The organism is Sphingomonas sp. BRN-1R (assembly GCF_057748035.1).
The window spans coordinates 2,648,495-2,666,576 of sequence record NZ_CM173236.1 but is presented as its reverse complement, the minus strand read 5'-3'; the positions used below and the strand labels follow the sequence as shown (position 1 = coordinate 2,666,576).

Annotated in this window: 19 protein-coding genes; 5 read left to right on the top strand and 14 right to left on the bottom strand. The window is 65.4% G+C overall.

Annotation, left to right across the window (positions count from 1 at the left end; translation table 11 throughout):
* Positions 1-136: 136 nt before the first annotated feature.
* From AC3ANX_RS12225 to AC3ANX_RS12175, 11 genes are all read right to left on the bottom strand, one after another.
* Complete coding sequence (locus AC3ANX_RS12225; RefSeq protein ID WP_488333553.1) at positions 137-1,291, bottom strand: hypothetical protein; 1,155 nt, start codon at positions 1,289-1,291, stop codon at positions 137-139.
* Positions 1,288-1,785 carry a DUF4365 domain-containing protein gene (locus AC3ANX_RS12220; protein WP_488333552.1) on the bottom strand — a complete coding sequence of 166 codons (498 nt, stop codon included), beginning with the start codon at positions 1,783-1,785 and terminating at the stop codon, positions 1,288-1,290. Before AC3ANX_RS12220 ends, AC3ANX_RS12225 begins: the two co-directional genes overlap by 4 nt.
* A 189-nt stretch (positions 1,786-1,974) precedes the next feature.
* Positions 1,975-3,489 (bottom strand): AAA family ATPase, encoded by a 1,515-nt coding sequence (locus tag AC3ANX_RS12215; protein WP_488333551.1) that lies wholly within the window; start codon positions 3,487-3,489, stop codon positions 1,975-1,977.
* Positions 3,486-4,400, bottom strand: a complete 915-nt coding sequence (locus AC3ANX_RS12210) for a DUF7146 domain-containing protein (RefSeq protein ID WP_488333550.1) — start codon at positions 4,398-4,400, stop codon at positions 3,486-3,488. Before AC3ANX_RS12210 ends, AC3ANX_RS12215 begins: the two co-directional genes overlap by 4 nt.
* A gap of 50 nt (positions 4,401-4,450) precedes the next feature.
* A complete protein-coding gene (locus AC3ANX_RS12205; protein WP_488333549.1) occupies positions 4,451-4,738 on the bottom strand; it encodes a hypothetical protein in 288 nt (95 codons plus the stop codon).
* A 202-nt stretch (positions 4,739-4,940) separates the two neighbouring features.
* Positions 4,941-5,252 carry a hypothetical protein gene (locus AC3ANX_RS12200; protein WP_488333548.1) on the bottom strand — a complete coding sequence of 104 codons (312 nt, stop codon included), beginning with the start codon at positions 5,250-5,252 and terminating at the stop codon, positions 4,941-4,943.
* Complete coding sequence (locus AC3ANX_RS12195; protein WP_488333547.1) at positions 5,249-5,449, bottom strand: hypothetical protein; 201 nt, start codon at positions 5,447-5,449, stop codon at positions 5,249-5,251. Before AC3ANX_RS12195 ends, AC3ANX_RS12200 begins: the two co-directional genes overlap by 4 nt.
* Entirely contained in the window at positions 5,446-5,850 is a 405-nt protein-coding gene (locus AC3ANX_RS12190) for a hypothetical protein (RefSeq protein ID WP_488333546.1), read from the bottom strand. The genes AC3ANX_RS12195 and AC3ANX_RS12190 overlap by 4 nt, the downstream gene beginning before the upstream one ends.
* Before the next feature lie 572 nt (positions 5,851-6,422).
* The gene (locus AC3ANX_RS12185) at positions 6,423-7,196 is read right to left on the bottom strand and encodes a hypothetical protein (protein WP_488333545.1); all 774 of its coding nucleotides are present in this window, start codon (positions 7,194-7,196) and stop codon (positions 6,423-6,425) included.
* Positions 7,197-7,434: 238 nt separating this feature from the next.
* Complete coding sequence (locus AC3ANX_RS12180) at positions 7,435-8,721, bottom strand: tyrosine-type recombinase/integrase (protein ID WP_488333544.1); 1,287 nt, start codon at positions 8,719-8,721, stop codon at positions 7,435-7,437.
* A 266-nt stretch (positions 8,722-8,987) separates the two neighbouring features.
* Positions 8,988-9,242, bottom strand: coding sequence for a hypothetical protein (locus tag AC3ANX_RS12175; protein ID WP_488333543.1), 255 nt, complete (start codon positions 9,240-9,242; stop codon positions 8,988-8,990).
* A gap of 199 nt (positions 9,243-9,441) precedes the next feature.
* On the opposite strand from AC3ANX_RS12175, the gene rfbG reads away from it, so the two are divergent.
* A complete protein-coding gene (rfbG, locus tag AC3ANX_RS12170) occupies positions 9,442-10,518 on the top strand; it encodes a CDP-glucose 4,6-dehydratase (RefSeq protein WP_488333542.1) in 1,077 nt (358 codons plus the stop codon).
* Positions 10,515-11,888 (top strand): lipopolysaccharide biosynthesis protein RfbH, encoded by a 1,374-nt coding sequence (rfbH, locus tag AC3ANX_RS12165; protein WP_488333541.1) that lies wholly within the window; start codon positions 10,515-10,517, stop codon positions 11,886-11,888. The genes rfbG and rfbH overlap by 4 nt, the downstream gene beginning before the upstream one ends.
* Before the next feature lie 114 nt (positions 11,889-12,002).
* Here the strand turns inward: rfbH and AC3ANX_RS12160 are convergent, their stop codons facing one another.
* Entirely contained in the window at positions 12,003-13,139 is a 1,137-nt protein-coding gene (locus AC3ANX_RS12160; RefSeq protein WP_488333540.1) for an SPOR domain-containing protein, read from the bottom strand.
* A gap of 173 nt (positions 13,140-13,312) precedes the next feature.
* Between AC3ANX_RS12160 and AC3ANX_RS12155 the strand changes: the two genes are divergently transcribed.
* The 3 genes from AC3ANX_RS12155 to AC3ANX_RS12145 are packed head-to-tail and all read left to right on the top strand — an operon-like array spanning position 13,313 to position 15,760.
* Positions 13,313-14,026 carry an AAA family ATPase gene (locus tag AC3ANX_RS12155; protein WP_488333539.1) on the top strand — a complete coding sequence of 238 codons (714 nt, stop codon included), beginning with the start codon at positions 13,313-13,315 and terminating at the stop codon, positions 14,024-14,026.
* 1 nt (position 14,027) lies between these two features.
* The gene (locus AC3ANX_RS12150; RefSeq protein WP_488333538.1) at positions 14,028-14,465 is read left to right on the top strand and encodes a hypothetical protein; all 438 of its coding nucleotides are present in this window, start codon (positions 14,028-14,030) and stop codon (positions 14,463-14,465) included.
* A complete protein-coding gene (locus AC3ANX_RS12145; RefSeq protein WP_488333537.1) occupies positions 14,462-15,760 on the top strand; it encodes an SPOR domain-containing protein in 1,299 nt (432 codons plus the stop codon). The genes AC3ANX_RS12150 and AC3ANX_RS12145 overlap by 4 nt, the downstream gene beginning before the upstream one ends.
* 27 nt (positions 15,761-15,787) lie before the next feature.
* Here the strand turns inward: AC3ANX_RS12145 and AC3ANX_RS12140 are convergent, their stop codons facing one another.
* Complete coding sequence (locus AC3ANX_RS12140) at positions 15,788-17,014, bottom strand: dihydroorotase (protein WP_488333536.1); 1,227 nt, start codon at positions 17,012-17,014, stop codon at positions 15,788-15,790.
* Positions 17,011-17,997 carry an aspartate carbamoyltransferase catalytic subunit gene (locus AC3ANX_RS12135; RefSeq protein ID WP_488333535.1) on the bottom strand — a complete coding sequence of 329 codons (987 nt, stop codon included), beginning with the start codon at positions 17,995-17,997 and terminating at the stop codon, positions 17,011-17,013. The genes AC3ANX_RS12140 and AC3ANX_RS12135 overlap by 4 nt, the downstream gene beginning before the upstream one ends.
* Between the last annotated feature and the right edge of the window lie 85 nt (positions 17,998-18,082).

Here is an 18,082-nt window from a genome sequence, read left to right as displayed (position 1 = left end):
TGCTGACTAAGCGAAACAGAATCGGAACCGTTCCGTCAGGTTGCTGCCGTTCTCGTTCGGGAAGTCGATGCCGACGACGGCTAGGGCTAGTTCATGCATGCGCTGCACGTCTTATCTGATTGCGCCACGGCGAGGGTCAAGCATTCACAACTTCGTCTTCACCTGCGTCATCCGGCATCGCTTGTAAGTTTCGAGGATTGTCGAGTATCCACCGCTGTCCCTGACGCTTAAGATCGCCAGTGATCGCGACAGTCTGACCCTGATCATGTGCAACGACTGCTTCATGATACATTGGTGTGGGCAGGGTCGTCCTGATAGACACCGCTTGGCCATCGATGAACGTCTTTAGCGTTACCCGTCCTTCGCCGGCGGCTGGCTGGCGGTCGAGAGCTACGATAAATGCGTCGAGCGTTTCATCTGGTCGGGGTTCCATCGATCTGAAAGCACGAGCCGCTTCGTGCAGGATCTCGCCCTCTGATTCCGAGAAATGAACAACCCGCCGCGTCTCGGGGGCGGGACGAGTTCGAGCCCAAGTCAGCGAAACTTCCAAGCCAGCGCCTTTCGCGATCAAGGTGGAAAGGGCGTCGCACAAGTTGGCGCTGACGCCTTGGCGCACGGCTTGCTGAAACGCAGACATGCCGTTTCCACGAACCACAGCCTCTGCCGCACTTCTCGCGGCTTCAAGCGACTTTGCTAGTGTGCGGGTAACCTTTCGCTCGAACGGCTCTTCACCCTCCATCGGCCAGAAAGAGGCTTGGTTTGTTATGTCCAACGCTGGTGGCACTGGAGCCAAGAGCGTCACTATAAAGCTGCCCTGCTCGGTCTGTCCAAGCCGCACACGATCCATGTAAGTTGCTGCGTCCTTGACCTTACCAGCGCGATACGCCGCTCGAGGATCTTTCGCCGCACAAGCTGCGGCAAGCAGCATATCACGCGCCTGGGACACGAGTTCGACGCCAGCATCGATTGAAACGGACCCGTCGTCGTCGGCGTGTGGTGCCCGAACACGAATTACATCGCGATCCGCGCCGATCAGGTCGCGATAGATTTGCAGTTCGTCGCGAGCTTGTTCCCGTGCCAAAATTTCGAGAACCTCAGCGATGATGGCTGGATAATCGCCGAGTGCGTCTGTGCCAGGGAGGATCAGTTCCGGCGCGCCGGCTCGCTCATACACGTCGCTGTGCTCGCCGAACTTCTCAGTTCGGGTCCAGCCCTCGCTAAGCGCGTAGGCGACAAGAGCCGCTGGCGCGACTGCTCGAAGCGCAGCGGTATCCTCGATAGACGTTCTCATTTGATCGTTCCCGTGCGCGATTGCGCCATCAAAGCAATTAAGCCCTGAACGTCGAACCTATTCGCCCGAGGGATATACACCGTCTTCTCATACTGAACATCCGAAGCGGGCTGATCCCGCAAAGATAGCCAATATGCCGAGTGCCTCAGCACCAATTCCGTCGGCGTAACCGTCAACCATTCGCTACGCTCGGTCGGCAGATGCAAGACCACCAGCAGTCGCGGCGTCTGCGTCGGTATCCGGAGCAAATCGTAATTCCGCCGCTTGCACGAGTAAGGGATTGTCTCCGCTGATACGTCGAGATTGATCGTGGCCTTGAGCTGCAAGTCGATTTTCGGCCGCAGGTGATCGCCGGCCTCGATGGTCAGATCAACGCCGTCGCGGTCAAAGTTGCGTTGAGCAGTGACGTAACCAGCAGATGCAGCGATCGCCGTGACATACGCCTGAGAAAGCGCCTCCTCCACATCTGTCGGCGCGAGCAGCTGATCACCCATCAACATTCCCTCCCACAAGGGAGGCGGTCGTGACAAGCCCCGGCAAGTTGCGCCGTCCCACGTATTCAAACCAAGCTCCAGGAAAACCGAACTGGTCAGCAAGTCAGTGTTGAGATCGCCCTGGGCTGTCTCAGCAGGTAAAAATGTCACCTTCCCCTCCAACCTAGCCAGAACTGCGCCTCGTTGTTTTCAGAGCGCAACGTCATCGCCCCCTTCGCCCGGCGCGAGGATCATGCGTCCGTCTGACTTGTCCCATCGGCTGAAATCGCGAGCGGTCTGCGCCACCGGGCCCAATGCTGGATTGCCTGCAACGAAGGCTTCCCCACCTGAGGATTTCCCCACCTTGCCTTCGCCGGCAGAGCCACCGTTCCCCACCCCTGCCCCTATAGGGGGGCAGGTGGGGTGGGGACGATTTGGCTCCCCACCTTCCACACCTTTCCTCACCTCACCTGCGGAGGTGGGGGCGACCCCTTGGACGGCCCACGTGCCCACCTCAACGAAGGTTCGGGCATTGCTTTTCCCGTCGCGACCCTCGACCTTGACCAGGGCGCCGTTGGCGAACCAGGTCCCGAGCATGGAGTTTATCCGGGCGCGGTCAGCCTTGACGCTGCTCTCTGCGCTCAGCCCGAACACCTCGGCTACCGCTTTGCCGACCCAGTCCTTCGCCTGCGCGTCGGCGCGGTAGGTGCCGCCGTCCACCAGGCGCTGAACCGACAGCAGGTGGTCGGCTGTGACACCTTCGAACGCGTCTGGCGGCGACCACGGCACCACCACACCCATGCTGTCGCTGTTGTCGGCGATTTTGGAAACATCGTTGCCAAGGCTGACCGACGCCATGGTGAACCAATCAGACTTATCACTCGGGGGCGCACGGTTGTTCTTGTCGTCGTAAACCCGGAAGAACCGGCGCCGGCGCTCTTCCTCGATTCCCCACCGTTTCGCCTCTTCCTCACTCATCCGATTGAGGGTGAGGACCGAGCGGCAGGCGTTGACGAGGGCCACGGCGCCACGAGCCGAGAGCGCCGTTGCCTCGGCCGCGCCCGCTTTGCTGACGTGGTGAGCTACACCCACCGCTGCGTCGGCATTCTTGGCCACCAACGCCCACTCCTTGGCGATGGCGTCGATCTCCATGTTGTCCGACTCGTTGGCGGCGTGGCTGGAGACGAAGGGGTCGACGTGCAGATAATCGATGCCGCGCGCCTTCATTTCTTCCGTGAGGGCTGCAACCAGCGGCCGGTTGATCACCAGCCCTGCCGAGCCCGTGGAGGTGGCGAGTTTCAGGATCGCACCGTCGAGAGCGCTGTCCACGAACAGTCGCCCGTCGAGATCGGCGGCACTGATGTTCCAGTGCTTGCAGGCGGCCTGAATGATGCGCGACAGTTCCTCGCGATCATCCTCCAGGTTCCAGAGCCAGACCCGTTTCGGTCCGCCGGGCACTTCCTGACCGAGCAGGTTGCGGCCTGTCGCCATCGCCAGCGCCTCACCGACGCTCAGGATGGTTTTGCCAGCTGCACCCTGCGCCACGACGGCGCGAAGATGGCCACGCTGGATCGAGCGGCCATAGACCCACCGGCGAGGCGGAATGGTCGTGGGGTCGAGCCATTGATATGGCGTAGCAACGACGAGCTTTTCGCCAGTGGTAGGCGTTGAGCCCGTGAACGGCTCGGCCGCGTCGAAGCGGGCCTGTAGCGCCGCCGCCGTCATGACCGCGCCTCCATCAGTTCGGCGTTGAAGTCCTTATAGCCCGCCGCCGGCCGCATGATCCGCACCTTCCTTCCCGATGCGGTGAAAGCATGCGCCGCCTTGTTTGCCGCTACCTCACCAGGCGCGTCGCCATCCGCTCCGATCACGACGGCCTTGGTGATGTCCGCCAACTCCATACGGGGCAGCATCGACGTGCCGGCCGACACCCAAACCGATCGACCAAGCGCCTGGGCAAGCGTCAGCCCGTCTTCAAGCCCCTCGGTGACGATGAGGCTGGCAACGGGCGGACCAAGCTGGATCGCTCCTCCTGCCACGCGGCCAAGCGATAGCTTCACCTCTGGCACGTCGGCTTTGCGCCCGTCGTCGGTCAGGAACGTGCGCTGTATGCCGGTCAGCTCGCCATCGGGCGAACAGACAGCGGCGATCAGCGCCGGCCGGCGGGTCTTCTCCTGCGGGTAGCGGAGATGGGAAAACCGCAGGGTGTGCGGCAAGTCCATCGTGATGCCGCGCAAGCGCAGGTAGCTTTCCGCCGGCGTGCCGGCGACCGGGCGGGCCGCATCCCAGATCGACCGCGCTGCCTTCGACCAATCGCCCTTCGGCTTCGCGATCACGCGCTGCTGTTCCAGCTCGCGAAGGGCGCCACCATCCAGCATCTCGATCGCACCGAGCAGCTTCACGTTGTAGGCGCGCTGCACGAAGTCGAGGACGTCACCTTCCGCACCGCACCCAAAGCACTGGAAGCGGCGGTCGTCAGCGTAGATGGTGAAGCTGGGCGATCGGTCGGGGTGGAAGGGGCAACAGCCCTTCCACTCGCGGCCGGCCTGCTTCAGCTTCACGCCGGCCTGTGTCGCCACACCCGAAACCGGGAAGCGGTCTCTGATGTCGGCGCAGAGACGGGGCAGATCGATCATGCTGCGGCTTTCACGCTGCCGACCATAGTCGGCGTAAGGATCTAACATCATCAGAAATCCCCCGGGACAGAGGGCAGGCCGACGTCCGGGCAGGCGTGCTGAAGGGCCGCATCGCACACTGACACGTTGCACGTGCTATCGTAGACGTCGCGGTTGAGCGCGTAGGCGGCGGTAATCGCTTCCTGCCCAGTGTCATACGGCCCGTGGATCTCGCCCCAGCTGTCACCGGAGCGAGACTCATGCGAAGCGGAGAACCCTTCTACGCGATCACCAAAGACGTGGATCGTGGCACGATCGACTGCTTGTGCAGCCGGAAAGGCGAAGATGCGCGCGGTCATAGCAGGCACCCCGCTCGGAGCATAAGCATCCGACTTCCATCGAGGCTTACTGACTCGATCGCTCTTGGCGTCAGCATTGCTCCCCAAAGAGCGCTGGCGACAGCATCGGCCCAATCGGTGGCGCCGCTGCCATGCCAATCGCCAGTAGGATCGACCACATGCCACTGCGCGTGGTTGAGCTGTTGTATGGTGAGCGGAGGCATCATGACGCGCCTCCTGCGACCCAGACGATTGCCCGCTTGCCGTTGCGGTTGCGACGACGCTCACCGCTATCGCGGATCATCCCCTTGTGCCGGAGTTCGCTGGTCCGGGGCTGGATGCTCGCAAAGTCGATACCGGTTCGATCCGCAAGCTCCTGCGATGTGAGACCGCGCCCACCAACGTCACGAAGGGCAGCGAGCGCGACCTTCTGAAGGCGGCCGGCGGAACCCGCGACTGCCTGCGCTGCCGCAATAGAAGTGTCCGTGTTTCGATGGCCCGGTTCGTCCGGGTAGTCTGCTTGCTGCGCGTTCATTTTGCGCCTCCGTCGAGCGAGGGCAGGCCGTGGCGCTCCAGGAGGATGCGCAGCCAATTGGCCTGCTTGTCGGTGAGGGGATTGGCATCAAAGGCGATGCCGCCGAGGAACTGGCCTTCTTTGGGGCGCAGTTCCGAGCCGGACGTGAGGACCGCCATGGCGGCGGTCCTGTGGTCGTTAAAGCTGGCGCCGCTCATGACACGTAATCCCGGTCCGCCAGATCTACGATCGGCCAGCCCGTGCTGACGCTGAGGCGATTGGCATAGCTCTGCGCGTCAGCGAGAATGCTGAAGTCCGCCCCGTAATCCTGCCCCGGCGGTGTCGGCACGACGTCCACACCGACCTTCGCGTTGTAGGGCGTGCTGCTGATGACGATGGTATTCGCCTGGCCGTTCAGTGACTGACGGCGCGCCATAGCCGATGCACTCAGCAGGATTGCCGTGTGAACCGGATCAGCATCGACGCCGATCTCGACTATGACGTCCATCAGGGCATCGCAGGTTGCAGCCCAGTTGAGCTGGGAGTCCCATGTCGCCTTCATGTCGGAAGCCATGGAGTCGACGGCGGTGAAAACCGCCGCTTTAGCGGTGTCAGCCATTGGCGCTCTCCCACCGGAGTGCGGCAATGAGCACGGCGCGGGCGCCCGGAAGCCCGAAACGACGCTGAAGGAATTGAACTTGGAGGTGGTTGGTGTTACGTCCCTGATCGTCGCCGCCAAGCAGACAAATCATGGGAAGCCGCTCTGCCGCCATGGTAGGGCGGCTTTCTCGCTTATGGGCGCGAGCCCCCCTGGTGTTGGGCATCAGGGATCACGCAGCCTCCATCTCAGAGGTCGAGTGGAAGCGAGGCTTGGCCGCGAGCCACTTGAGGTAATCACCCCACCGATAGCGGACTAGGTTCCGGTCCTTGATCCAGGGTTGGGCTTGGATGCCGGTGAGGCGCTCCTTGTGAAGGCGGCTCGGTGGCACTCGGCGCACGCTTGCCATCTCGTCGGTGGTGAGTAGGTCGTCATCATGTCGCATCGAAGGCTTCTCCGCCAATGCCAGAACGCGGAAGTGCGTTCCTGACGACGGGAGTAATCAGCCGAAAAAAGTCAGCGTTGCAAAGAACTTAGACAGGATAAACTCGGCAAACTCTACGTTTTTCGGGTTTCTGAGGTTTATCGAGTTTTTATTTCAATTGCGGCTGTAGCTCTTGGTCGAGGAGTGCGAGTGCGATCTTCGCCGAGGCGGCATCTGGTCTCGTAGCGCGGCCGGCGAATTGAAGCTGTCGATGGAATTTGGTGATAAAGCCCTCAACGGTGCCTGGCGCGGGTTGCGCGACTTCACCCGTCCATTCCTCAGTCACTGCGACCGCCTCTTCGTTCTTTTTCTTTCGGGTGAGACCTGCCGCGAGCCGATCGCGGTAAATCCGTAAAGCCGTCGGGCGAGCGCTCGGGCGGCCGCCAGGATCTGACGCCTTTGAGGTTTTTAGCGCTGCCTGAGACTCAATCAGGGCCTCTAGCTGGCCATCGCTGCCGCTCCCCTTCCGAACCAAATCAATCATCCGGTCCAAGCCGATCCGATCGACAAACAGGTAGTGGAGCTTGGTATCCCAAGGCTGGATCGTTTTGCGGTGTGGATCATCTGGGTCCACCCGGCACCGGTAAAATAGATGCTCGAAGGTTTCGCCGTCAAACCAGCCGCTTGGGCAATCCAAGATCGGCGAGACACCCATCGGACCCTTGTGGCGCCATTGAAGGCGGCGCGCGTCTGCGGCTTCCGTGAGCGCGTCGAATACGGGTTTAACCCGCTTCCAAGCGTCGATCCTGCGCACCTCCTCGGTTGCTTTGTTGTGGCGGGACAGGTCCGCAGCTAGATCATCGGTTGGCGTTGCCGTCACTACCGCGCGGCCGGTAGGTAAGGGGAGCGAAGGATCTTCAACTCGCCATGTATCGGGAAACATGGCGGCACCCAATTCTAGCACAGCTCTTCCGAGGAATACTGACACACCTAGGCTGTCGTCGGGCAGCCGTTGGCGATCACGCGGCCAGTGTCTCTTGTCTAATCGTGCAGAAGCGGTCCAAAACCAAGCGCCCTGCTTGCTCCATTCGCTCACGTATAACGGCCATGTGGCGCTAGTCCGAACAATCGTGGAAGCCTCGGGCGGGGGCGGTGGCCGCCGCGTTACCGGAACGCGCGACTTATCGCTCACAGGCATCATCCACCGAAATGTCAGCGCCTCGCTCTCTCGTCAAATCCCTGAGGAAGCCGCTCCACGCCTCTAGCGCGGCGGTCTTTTCGTCCTGGTATTCATACAAGTTGTAAATGCCACGGATACCCGCCGCTTCACCGCCTTGATGATGGTTGATCACGCGCTCAGTGGTCTCGATCGGCACCTTGAGGCGTTGCATCCTCGTCGTGCCCGTTCTGCGAAGATCGTGTAGCCGCCAAGGTTCAAGCTCGACTGCATAACGCTCTTGACCTGCCGCGTCCGCCCGCTCGTCTACGATGCGTTGCAATTCGGTAAGCATCAGACCGTCAAGACGCTTCTTCATTTTAGAAAAGCCGCTAATCGCGCTCGAACCGGTCGTGGTGAAAACGTGCCCCCGATGGCGCCACTTCAAAGCAGTCAGCTCTTCCACGGCAAGCGTGGACAGTGGCACGAGATGCTCTAGCCCATTTTTTGTCCTAGTGCCGGGCAGACGCCATAGCTGTTCGTTGTGGCTGAGTTCTGGCCAAGCCGCTGCAGCGACCTCGTTCCGCCGCTGCAGCGTTATCAGCAGCAGGCGCACGAACGCTCCGAAGGGTGGCGCAAGCTGTAGGGTGGCTCGCCATAGCGCGAGAATCTCATCTTCGCTCAGGACGCGTTTGCGGGAGCTGACGCCGGCTGGGGCATCCATCGACGTCATAATTGAGACGGGTATGTCACCGCGCCTGGCGGCCCAATTCATCATCTTGCTCATGACGGCCCAGACGTTGCGAGCTAGGGCAGGGCGGTTCTTGAGCTTGTCAAAGACGGTGTTGACGTCAGACTTCACGATGGCCGGCAACGCGGTCCCCTTCAGCACGGGTATAACGTGCATCTCCAGCTGCCGCCGCGCCTGTGGCCAAGAGTCGCCCCAATCGGTCTTGAGATAACCTTCCGTGAAAGTGTCTACATAAGCGCTGATCTCAAGAGTGATCGCCTTGCGCTGGCGTTCGCGGTCCGCGACCACGGGATCGATGCCGCTGTCAACGTCGCGCGCTAGCTCCTTGGCCCTGATGCGCGCCTTATCAGGCGTCCATGTCCCGTGCTTGCCAATCGTCATCCGACGCGCCGGCCGGCCGGGCAAGCGATACTGGTAGATATACGACCGCACACCTTTCGGGGTAATCCGCAGACCGAATCCGCGCGGTCCGTCCGGGTCGGTATCCCAATACAGCTCATCTTTGCCGACCGGGATTGCCGCCTTATCGACCTCGCGCTTGGTGATCTTGATACGAGCCACTTTTCGGTTCCACGTAATCGCGGCGTAATCACTACAGCCGAAAGTGGTGGAACGCTAGGCGAACGTGTCCGGCAGAACGAGTGCGGAACAGTGGCGGTTATCTGCGCTTGACGGAACTTAGGTGAAATTGACCGAAATTGCGGCTTCAAAACTACGAATCTGAGGGTCGGGCGTTCGAATCGCTCCGGGTGCACCACTTCTTCCAGAGACCGAAATGCGGGGCCGATACACGGCCCCGCCGACGCGCAGGGCGATCCTGCTGCGCGTCAGGATGTCGCGCTCTGGTCGCGGCGGAAGTCGTCGATCATCTGAAGCACGCACTTCTTCTGACCGACGATCATCGTCGGAGAGATTTGCGGGATGACCGCGCCGCCGCGCTCGATCCGTACCGCGAATTGCCACGGCTTGAGGTTGCAGCCCTTCAGGATCTGGTCGCGCAGGTCGCTCGAATCGTCCGCGTTCGCTGCGGCCGGCAGCACGATCGCGGAGAAAGCGGCGGCGAGGCCGAGAAGCGGGCGCATTGTCATTGCTTGGATCGTTCCTGCCTGAACTGTTCTGTCGTGCGTGTATCTCACGGCGGCGCGCGCTTTGCTATCGGCGGATCGGCGGATCGGCGGCGCTTGCGGCGCGTCGCGCGTTGATGCGATGTTAACCATATTCTCGCATCGCGGACTGTGCTTGAGGCGAAGGCAATGGGGGCGTGCAACGCATGAGGACGGCGTGACGATCGGCGGAGACTGGCGTGGCCGCCGCGTGCTGGTGACGGGGCATACCGGCTTCAAGGGCGGCTGGCTGTGCCTGCTGCTCGCCGAGCTGGGCGCGGAGGTGACGGGCTTCGCGCTCCCGCCCGCGACCGAGCCGAGCCTGTTCGACCTCGCGCGGCTCGGTGCCGGCATGACGAGCGTGATCGGCGACGTGCGCGACCCTGCCGCCATATGCGACGCGATGCGTGCCGCGCGGCCCGAGATCGTCTTCCACCTCGCCGCGCAGCCGCTGGTGCGATACTCCTACGAGCATCCGGTCGAGACCTATGCCACCAACGTGATGGGCACGGTGCATGTGCTGGAGGCGGCGCGGCAGATCGGCGGCGTGCGCGCGATCGTCGCGGTGACGAGCGACAAATGTTACGAGAACCGCGAATGGGTCTGGCCCTACCGCGAGAGCGACCCGATGGGCGGGCACGACCCCTACAGCAGCAGCAAGGGCGCGGCCGAACTGGTGATCGCGGCCTATCGCCGCTCCTATTTCGACGGCGGGCGTGGGCCGGCGCTGGCGTCGGTGCGTGCGGGCAACGTGATCGGCGGCGGCGACTGGTCCGCCGACCGGCTGATCCCCGATCTGGTGCGTGCGTTCGAAATGGGCGAGACGCCGGTGATCCGATCGCCACAGGCGGTGCGGCCGTGGCAGCATGTGCTGGAGGCGCTGGGTGGCTATGTGATGATCGCCGAGCGGCTCTACGCGGGCGACATCGCCTTCGCCGATGCGTGGAACTTCGGCCCGGCCGAGGAGGACACCCGGCCGGTCGGCTGGATCGTCGATCGCATGGCGCGGGCGTGGGGTGTACCGCCGGCATACGACGACTGGACCGGCGCGGTGCCGCACGAGGCCGGTCTGCTCAAGCTCGATACCGCCAAGGCGCGCGCGGCGCTCGGCTGGCGGCCGGTGATGGGGCTGGCGCAGGCGATCGACGCGATCGTCGCATGGCATAAGGCGGTCGGTGCGGGCGCGGACGCACGCGCGGTTACGCTCGACCAGATCCGCGACTATCTCTCCAAATTTTCTAAGGTGCCCGCATGAGCCAGACCGATCTCGACACAGGTCTCGATGCCGCAATCGCGCGCCTCGTCGCCGAACAGGGGCCGGAGGGTCTGCGCGGCGCGATCCTCCAGATGGTCGGCGAATATGCCCGCACCGCGGCACCGCACGCGCCGAAACCGTTCGTGCCGGGCGAGAGCGTCGTGCCGGTGTCGGGCAAGGTGTACGGCGCGCACGACATGCAGATGCTGGTCGATTCGTCGCTCGACTTCTGGCTGACCACCGGCCGTTTCAACGCTGCGTTCGAGGAGCGGCTGTCGGCGCGGCTCGGCGTGCGGCATGCGCTCACCACCAATTCGGGGTCGTCGGCCAATCTGCTCGCGCTGTCGTCGCTCACCTCGCACTATCTGCGCGGCGATGCGCTGCGGCCGGGGGACGAGGTCATCACCTGCGCGGCGGGCTTCCCGACCACGGTGAACCCGGCGCTGCAATATGGGCTGGTGCCGGTGTTCGTCGATATCGACATTCCCACCTACAACATCGTGCCGAGCATGATCGAGGCGGCGGTCTCCTCCAAGACGCGCGCGATCATGATCGCGCACACGCTCGGCAATCCGTTCGATCTCGCCGAGGTGATGCGGGTCGCGCAGAAGCACGATCTGTGGGTGGTCGAGGATTGCTGCGATGCCTTGGGCGCGACCTATGACGGCAAGGGCGTCGGCACGTTCGGCGATATCGGCACGCTGAGCTTCTACCCCGCACACCATATCACGATGGGCGAGGGCGGGGCGGTGTTCACCGACAAGCCGATGCTCAAGCGCGTGATCGAATCGATGCGCGACTGGGGCCGCGACTGCTGGTGCGCGCCGGGGATGGACAATACCTGCGGCAAGCGGTTCGGGCGCAAGCTGGGCCAGTTGCCGATGGGCTACGACCATAAATACACCTATGGCCACGCGGGCTATAACCTCAAGATCACCGACATGCAGGCGGCGGTGGGCTTGGCGCAGATGGACCGGCTCGAGGAGTTCATCGCCGCGCGGAAGCGCAACTTCGCGTTGCTGACCGAGGGGTTGAGGCCGCTCGAGGATGTGATGATCCTGCCGCAGGCGACCCCCAACAGTGACCCGTCGTGGTTCGGCTTCCCGATCACCTTGCGGGAGGATTGCGGCTTTGCGCGCGAGGATCTTACCCAGCATCTCGACGCGAAGAAGATCGGCACGCGGCTGCTGTTCGGCGGCAATCTGATCCGCCAGCCCTATATGAAAGGGCGCGAGTATCGCGTGGCGGGGGAACTGACCAACGCCAACATCGTCACCGAGCGGACCTTCTGGATCGGGCTGTATCCGGGGCTGTCACCGGATCACATCGCCTATATGGTCGAGACGATCACCGATTTCGTGCGGCGGTGACGTCACACGCTCCGTTCGTCCCGAGCGAAGTCGAGGGACAGGCGAGCGAGCGCAGGTGTCTCGACTGCGCTCGACACGAACGGTTGGGGGATCAGGCGGGTCGCAGCGTCGTGCTTATGGCGCGACCGGCACGCAGCTAACCCGCGCGGCAGAGCAGGCGCGCGCCGCCGCGCCGCTGGAGGCGAGCGGCCCGGCCTGGAGCCGCGTAACGCCGCCCGATTTGACGTAATACGGCTGCAAGCCGGCGAGCCGCCCCTGCACCGACTGCCACAGGCTGCGCGCATTGCCCTCGTCGCGGAACGCGCCGAGCTGGATGCGCCAGCGGCCGTTGCTCGCGAGCGACGGAGCCGACGCGGCGCGGCGTGGCGGCGGCGCAGGACGACCGCGTGACGGTGCGGGCGGCTGCGTTTCATCGGGAGCGTTGCCGCGCGGGAGCGCGTCGGGCTCGTCGGCGGGATCGACCGCCGGGGCGGGCGTGGGGCGGCTACCGCGGATCGGGGCGGTGTCGTAGCTCGCAGGCGGGCGACCGTAGGTTGCGCCGGGCCGCTCACGCTGCGGACGCGGCGCGTTCACGACCGGCGGCGGGCCGGCGTTGGGATCATAGGCGGACGCAGGCAGATCGGTGCCGCGGATCGTCGGCTGCGCGCCGATGCTGGCGATCTCGGGCGGCAATTGCGGGCGCTGTGCCTCGGCCTCGTACTGCCGCGAGAGCGCCATACCCTTCTGACGATCGTCGGAGGAGAGATACTGGTCCATCTGCGCCTGCACCTGCGGCGCGCGCGGCTGGCCCTGCGCGGCGGAGCGCAGGATCAGCGCATAGGCACGCGGCCAGTCCTTCGTCACGTTGTCGCCGTTGAACAGCATCGTGCCAAGGACGAGCTGCGCGCGCGGCTCCCCGCGTTTGGCCGAGCCTTCGAGCCATTGCACCGCTTCCGAACGCTTGTTCTCGTCGAACAGGATCAGCCCGTAATTGTCCTGCGCCTGCAAATGGCCTTGCAGCGCAGCCTTGCGATACCAGCCTTCCGCCATTGGCATGTCGACCGGCACGCCGCGACCGAGCTTGTACGCCTGGCCCATGTTGAACTGCGCATCGGCATCGCCCTTGATCGCGAGCGGGCGCCATTCGTCGATCGCCTTGCGGTAATCGCCCCGGCTCCAGGCGTCGACGCCAGCCTTCACGTCGGCGCACGCCGGCGCGGCCAGAGCCATCGCACCCACCGCCGCAGCGATCATCAAAAGCCCGTGCTTCATACGCCCGCCAACCCTTAGTCCCACTTCAGCCCGATAAAGCCCGAATCCTGAAAATAGGCAAAGATTTCGTTAGGCATGGCGTGCCGAAAAGGGGCGCATGACCACCCGTTAACCGGTTCTTGACCCATTCCGTGGCACTGACCCACTCCTACAGGCGGGAGTTTCAGGGGCACATGCGCGTTCTCGCGATGGCATCACAGAAGGGCGGGTCGGGGAAGACCACGCTGTCCGGGCATCTGGCGGTTCAGGCTGAACGGGCCGGGGCGGGCCCGGTCGTGCTGATCGATATCGATCCACAGGGTTCGCTGTCGGACTGGTGGAACGACCGCAGCAACGAGGTTCCGGCCTTCGCGCAGACCACGGTCGCGCGGCTCGCCGCCGATCTCGAGGCGCTGCGCCAACAGGGCTTCAAGCTGGCGATGATCGACACGCCGCCCGCCATCACCATGGCGATCCAGAGCGTGATCGCGGTGGCCGAGCTGATCGTCATCCCGACGCGGCCGAGCCCCCACGATCTCCGCGCGGTCGGCGCGACGGTCGATCTGTGCGAGCGCGCCGGCAAGCCGCTGATCTTCGTCGTCAACGGTGCGACCCCCAAGGCGCGCATCACCACCGAGGCGACCGTCGCGCTGTCGCAGCACGGCACCGTCGCGCCGGTGATCGTCCACCACCGCACCGATTTCGCCGCCTCGATGATCGACGGCCGCACCGTGATGGAACTCGACGCGCGCAGCCGTTCCACCGCCGAGATCGAGGCGCTGTGGACCTATGTGTCCGACCGGCTCGAAAAGAACTTTCGCCGCACCGTGTTCGCCGCCCCCGCCTCGACGAGTGCGTTCGCGCAGCGCGCCCCTGCGGGCGGTTTCGGCCGCCGGGTGGTGAGCTGAGATGACGGGCGGCCCCGCACGGCACGGATCGCTCTCCTCCGGGCTGCTCGCCCGCAAGGGGCAGGCGCGCCCGGCGATGCGCCCGCAAACCGCCGCGCTGACGCCCGAGGACGATCTCGGCTGGAACGACATGGGCGAAAGCGCGGGCGAACCGCCGCTGCCGCCCGTGCTGCTCCAGCAGCAGGCGCTTCAAGCCGAATTTCCAGCGCGCGAGCCGGAGCCCAATGCCGCCGACAGGACGCGCGCGGCCTTCACGCTGCGGCTCGATGCCGAACGGCACCTGCGGCTGCGGCTCGCCGCGACGGTCGCCGGCGTATCGGCACAGACGTTGCTGACGCAGGCGCTCGATCACTTTCTTCAAACCATTCCTGAAGTCGAGGCGCTGGCAACGCAGGTGCCCGCCCGATCAAGGCGATCATCCGTGGGGGGCGTTCGATGAAGACCAGGTCTGCCGTATCCTTGGGACTGTCCGTGCTGCTGATGGGCGGCGCGCTGGCTGCGGGCGTGCCGAGCGCGGTTGCTGGGCGCCACGCCGAATCGCGCGACGCGCGCAAGGCGGAGAGCGAAGCCGCCAGGGCGCGCGCGCTGATCGCGAGCGGCAAGGCCGGCGCGGCGGTGAGCCACGCCGAACGCGCCGCGCTTGCCGTGCCGCAATCGGCCGACTACCGCATGCTGCTCGGCCAGAGCTACCTCAAGGCTGGCCGCTTTACCTCGGCACGCGATGCGTTCGCCGATACGCTCTCGCTCGACGCGGGCAACGGCAAGGCCGCGCTCAACCTCGCGCTGATGCAGATCGCCACCGGAGACTGGGGCGCGGCGCGCAAGACGCTCGATTCGCATGCGGACGCGATTCCGGTCGGCGATCGCGGCCTTGCGGTTGCGTTGGCAGGCAACCCGGCGGCGGCGGTCGATCTGCTCGCGGCGGCGGCGCGCACCGATGCCGGCGGCACCAAGATCCGCCAGAACCTCGCGCTCAGCCTCGCGCTCGCCGGGCGCTGGTCGGAGGCGCGGCAGGTGGTCGGGCTCGATCTCGCGCCAGCCGATGCAGACAAGCGCATCCTCGAGTGGGCCGTGTTCGCGCGCCCGAAGGGCGCGTCGGATCAGGTCGCGTCGCTGCTTGGCGTGACGCCGGTCGCGGACAAGGGGCGTCCCGTCGCGCTCGCGCTCGCCGATGCGCCGGTCGCTGTGGCGAGCGCCGCGCCGGTGGAGCCCGCGCCCGCACCGGTCGAGGTCGCCGCTGCTGCGCCGGCTCCGGCCGCGCCCGTTCTCGCTCCCTCGATCGACACCGGCGTGCCTGCCGTGCAGTTCGCGGCGCGCAGCGAAGTCGCACAACCGCTGCCCGCCGCCCCCGCGCCAAAGGTCGCGCGCACGCTGGAGCATACCGCCGTCGCCAAGGTCGCCGTCGCCAAGGCGGACGACACGCCGGTCGCGCTCGCCAGCGGCACGTTCTACGTCCAGCTCGGCGCCTATGACAGCGCCGGGGTCGCGCGCGATGCGTGGAAGCGCGCCACCCGCACCTTCCCGACCTTCTCGGGCCACATGCCGCAGGGCACGCCGTTCAAGACCGCGAGCGGCAGCTTCTACCGCCTGTCGGTCGGCGGCTACACGCGCGCGGATGCGGTCAAACTGTGCCTGTCCTACCGCGCGAGCGGCGGGCGCTGCTTCGTGCGTGCGGGCGCGGGCGATCAGGTCGCGAACTGGGTCAAGCCGGGTCGCGAACTCGCCTCGCGCTGAGCCACGCCGCCGCCGGCGCTGCGTGGATCACACCAGCGCCGCGCCGCCCTTGAACAGCCGCAGCACCTTGCCTTGCACCGGCAGCCCGTCGAACGGCGTGTTGCCGGCCTTCGCCGCCATCTGATCCGAATCGATCCGCCACGGCGCATGTTCGTCGAACAGCAGCAGATCGGCGGGCGCGCCGGGCGTCAGCGTACCGGTCGCCACGCCCAGCACCTTGGCCGGATTGTGCGACAGCAAAGCGAACAAGCGGTCGATCGTCACCAGCTCCTCGCGCACCAGCCCTAGCGCGAGCGCGAGCAATGTCTCCGCGCCCGCCATGCCCGGTGCCGAATCGGCGAAGGGCAGGCGCTTCTCCTCCGGCCCCTGCGGGTCGTGGCCCGAACACAGCACGTCGATCGTCCCGTCCGCCACCGCCGCGAGCGCGGCCTTGCGGTCGCTTTCGGCGCGCAAGGGCGGCGAGAGGCGGGCGAAGGTGCGGAAATCGCTCATCGCAATGTCGGAGAGGAACAGGTGCGCAGGCGTGATGCCGCACGTCACCCGCACGCCGCGCCGCTTGGCCGCGCGCACCAGATCGAACCCGGCGGCGGTCGTCACCTGGCGGATGTGGAGCGGCGCGCCGGTCTCCTCCGCCAGCATCAGGTCGCGCGCGATGGCGAGCGGCTCGGCGATGGCGGGGGCGGCGGGCAGGCCCATCCGCGTCGCGGTCTCGCCGGCGGTGGCGACCGCGCCGCCGACGATGCCGGCATCCTCGGCATGCGCGATCACGGTCAGCCCGAGATCGCCCGCATAGGCGAGCACCTTGCGCATCACGCCCGAGTCGGCGATCCAGCCCGCGCCGGTGCCGACCGCGCGCGCGCCGGCCTCGCGGTTGATCGCCATTTCGGCGAGATCCTTGCCGACGAGCCCGCGCGTGGCGGCGGCGATCGGATGGATCCACAGATCGGGCCGGCCGATCAGTGCGGCGCGCTGGACGAGGCCGGGATTGTCGAGCACCGGCCGCTGATCGGGCATCAACCCGACGCGGACGATGCCGCCCTTGTGGAAGGCAGGCAGGTCGATCGAGAACACGCCGAGATCGACGATCGCGGGCGCAAGCACTTTGCCCTTGCAGTCGATCGTCTCGGCGTCGTCGGGCACCGCGAAGGTGCCGGTCGCGGCGATGCGATCGCCCGCGATCAGCACGCCGCCCTTGAATACGCCAGCTTGCGGACAGACGAGCGTCGCGTTGAGGAGCGCCAGCGTGCGGCTCATGCCCAACCCTCCACACCGCGCGACCGCCGGGTCAGCACGTCCAGGCACGCCATGCGCACCGCCACGCCCATCTCGACCTGCTCGGTGATCGCCGACTGATCGGGATGATCGGCGACCGCCGAGTCGATCTCCACGCCCCGGTTCATCGGCCCCGGGTGCATCACCAGCGCGCCGGGCGCACGCTCGAGCCGCTTCGGCGTGAGGCCGTAGCGCAGGTTGAACTCGCTGTTTGAGGGGATGAAACCGCCGGTCATGCGTTCGTTCTGGAGGCGCAGCATCATCACCACGTCCGCCCCCTCCAGCGCCGCGTCGAAATCGGTGTACGCCTTCACGCCCATCTTCTCGATATCCGCCGGCATCAGCGTCGAGGGCGCGCAGACCCGCACGCGCGCCGCCAGCGCGGTGAGCGCGAGAATGTTCGAGCGCGCGACCCGGCTGTGCAGGATATCGCCGCAGATCACCACGGTCTGCCCGGCGATGTGCCCACGCCGTCGCCGGATCGTCAGCGCATCGAGCAGCGCTTGAGTCGGGTGTTCGTGCTGTCCGTCGCCCGCGTTGAGCACCGGGCAATCGACCTTGCCCGCGATCAGCCGCACGGCGCCGCTCGACATATGGCGGATGACGATCACGTCGGCGCGCATCGCGTTGAGCGTCATCGCCGTGTCGATCAGCGTCTCGCCCTTCTTCACGCTCGACTGCGCGGCGTGCATGTTGACGACGTCCGCGCCGAGCCGCTTGCCGGCGATCTCGAAGCTCAGCAGCGTGCGGGTGCTGTTCTCGAAAAAGGCGTTGATCTGGGTGACGCCCTCCAGCCGTTTGTCGCTCTTGGCACGGCTGCGATTGGCCTCGATCCACTGCTCCGATTCGTCGAGCAGGAACATGATCTCATGCGGCTGAAGGCCGTCGATGCCGGTGAGGTGCCGGTGCGGGAAGACGGCGCTTCCAGCGATCTGCGAAGCGGGGCGGTGGTCTGACGGTTGCATTAAAGCGGCTGCCTAGCCGGGGTGGGGCGGGGGCGCAAGCGGCGCGCGCATAGGGCCATTGCGGTCCCGCTTTCCATGCCGCAAA

What these genes read in the sequence shown, in the direction of transcription:
- AC3ANX_RS12225 (WP_488333553.1), bottom strand. Translation starts at nt 1,291, where the DNA reads ATGAGAACGTCTATCGAGGATACCGCTGCGCTTCGAGCAGTCGCGCCA.
- AC3ANX_RS12220 (WP_488333552.1), bottom strand. Translation starts at nt 1,785, where the DNA reads ATGGGTGATCAGCTGCTCGCGCCGACAGATGTGGAGGAGGCGCTTTCT.
- AC3ANX_RS12215 (WP_488333551.1), bottom strand. Translation starts at nt 3,489, where the DNA reads ATGACGGCGGCGGCGCTACAGGCCCGCTTCGACGCGGCCGAGCCGTTC.
- AC3ANX_RS12210 (WP_488333550.1), bottom strand. Translation starts at nt 4,400, where the DNA reads ATGATCGATCTGCCCCGTCTCTGCGCCGACATCAGAGACCGCTTCCCG.
- AC3ANX_RS12205 (WP_488333549.1), bottom strand. Translation starts at nt 4,738, where the DNA reads ATGACCGCGCGCATCTTCGCCTTTCCGGCTGCACAAGCAGTCGATCGT.
- AC3ANX_RS12200 (WP_488333548.1), bottom strand. Translation starts at nt 5,252, where the DNA reads ATGAACGCGCAGCAAGCAGACTACCCGGACGAACCGGGCCATCGAAAC.
- AC3ANX_RS12195 (WP_488333547.1), bottom strand. Translation starts at nt 5,449, where the DNA reads ATGAGCGGCGCCAGCTTTAACGACCACAGGACCGCCGCCATGGCGGTC.
- AC3ANX_RS12190 (WP_488333546.1), bottom strand. Translation starts at nt 5,850, where the DNA reads ATGGCTGACACCGCTAAAGCGGCGGTTTTCACCGCCGTCGACTCCATG.
- AC3ANX_RS12185 (WP_488333545.1), bottom strand. Translation starts at nt 7,196, where the DNA reads ATGTTTCCCGATACATGGCGAGTTGAAGATCCTTCGCTCCCCTTACCT.
- AC3ANX_RS12175 (WP_488333543.1), bottom strand. Translation starts at nt 9,242, where the DNA reads ATGCGCCCGCTTCTCGGCCTCGCCGCCGCTTTCTCCGCGATCGTGCTG.
- rfbH (WP_488333541.1), top strand. Translation starts at nt 10,515, where the DNA reads ATGAGCCAGACCGATCTCGACACAGGTCTCGATGCCGCAATCGCGCGC.
- AC3ANX_RS12160 (WP_488333540.1), bottom strand. Translation starts at nt 13,139, where the DNA reads ATGAAGCACGGGCTTTTGATGATCGCTGCGGCGGTGGGTGCGATGGCT.
- AC3ANX_RS12155 (WP_488333539.1), top strand. Translation starts at nt 13,313, where the DNA reads ATGCGCGTTCTCGCGATGGCATCACAGAAGGGCGGGTCGGGGAAGACC.
- AC3ANX_RS12150 (WP_488333538.1), top strand. Translation starts at nt 14,028, where the DNA reads ATGACGGGCGGCCCCGCACGGCACGGATCGCTCTCCTCCGGGCTGCTC.
- AC3ANX_RS12145 (WP_488333537.1), top strand. Translation starts at nt 14,462, where the DNA reads ATGAAGACCAGGTCTGCCGTATCCTTGGGACTGTCCGTGCTGCTGATG.
- AC3ANX_RS12140 (WP_488333536.1), bottom strand. Translation starts at nt 17,014, where the DNA reads ATGAGCCGCACGCTGGCGCTCCTCAACGCGACGCTCGTCTGTCCGCAA.
- AC3ANX_RS12135 (WP_488333535.1), bottom strand. Translation starts at nt 17,997, where the DNA reads ATGCAACCGTCAGACCACCGCCCCGCTTCGCAGATCGCTGGAAGCGCC.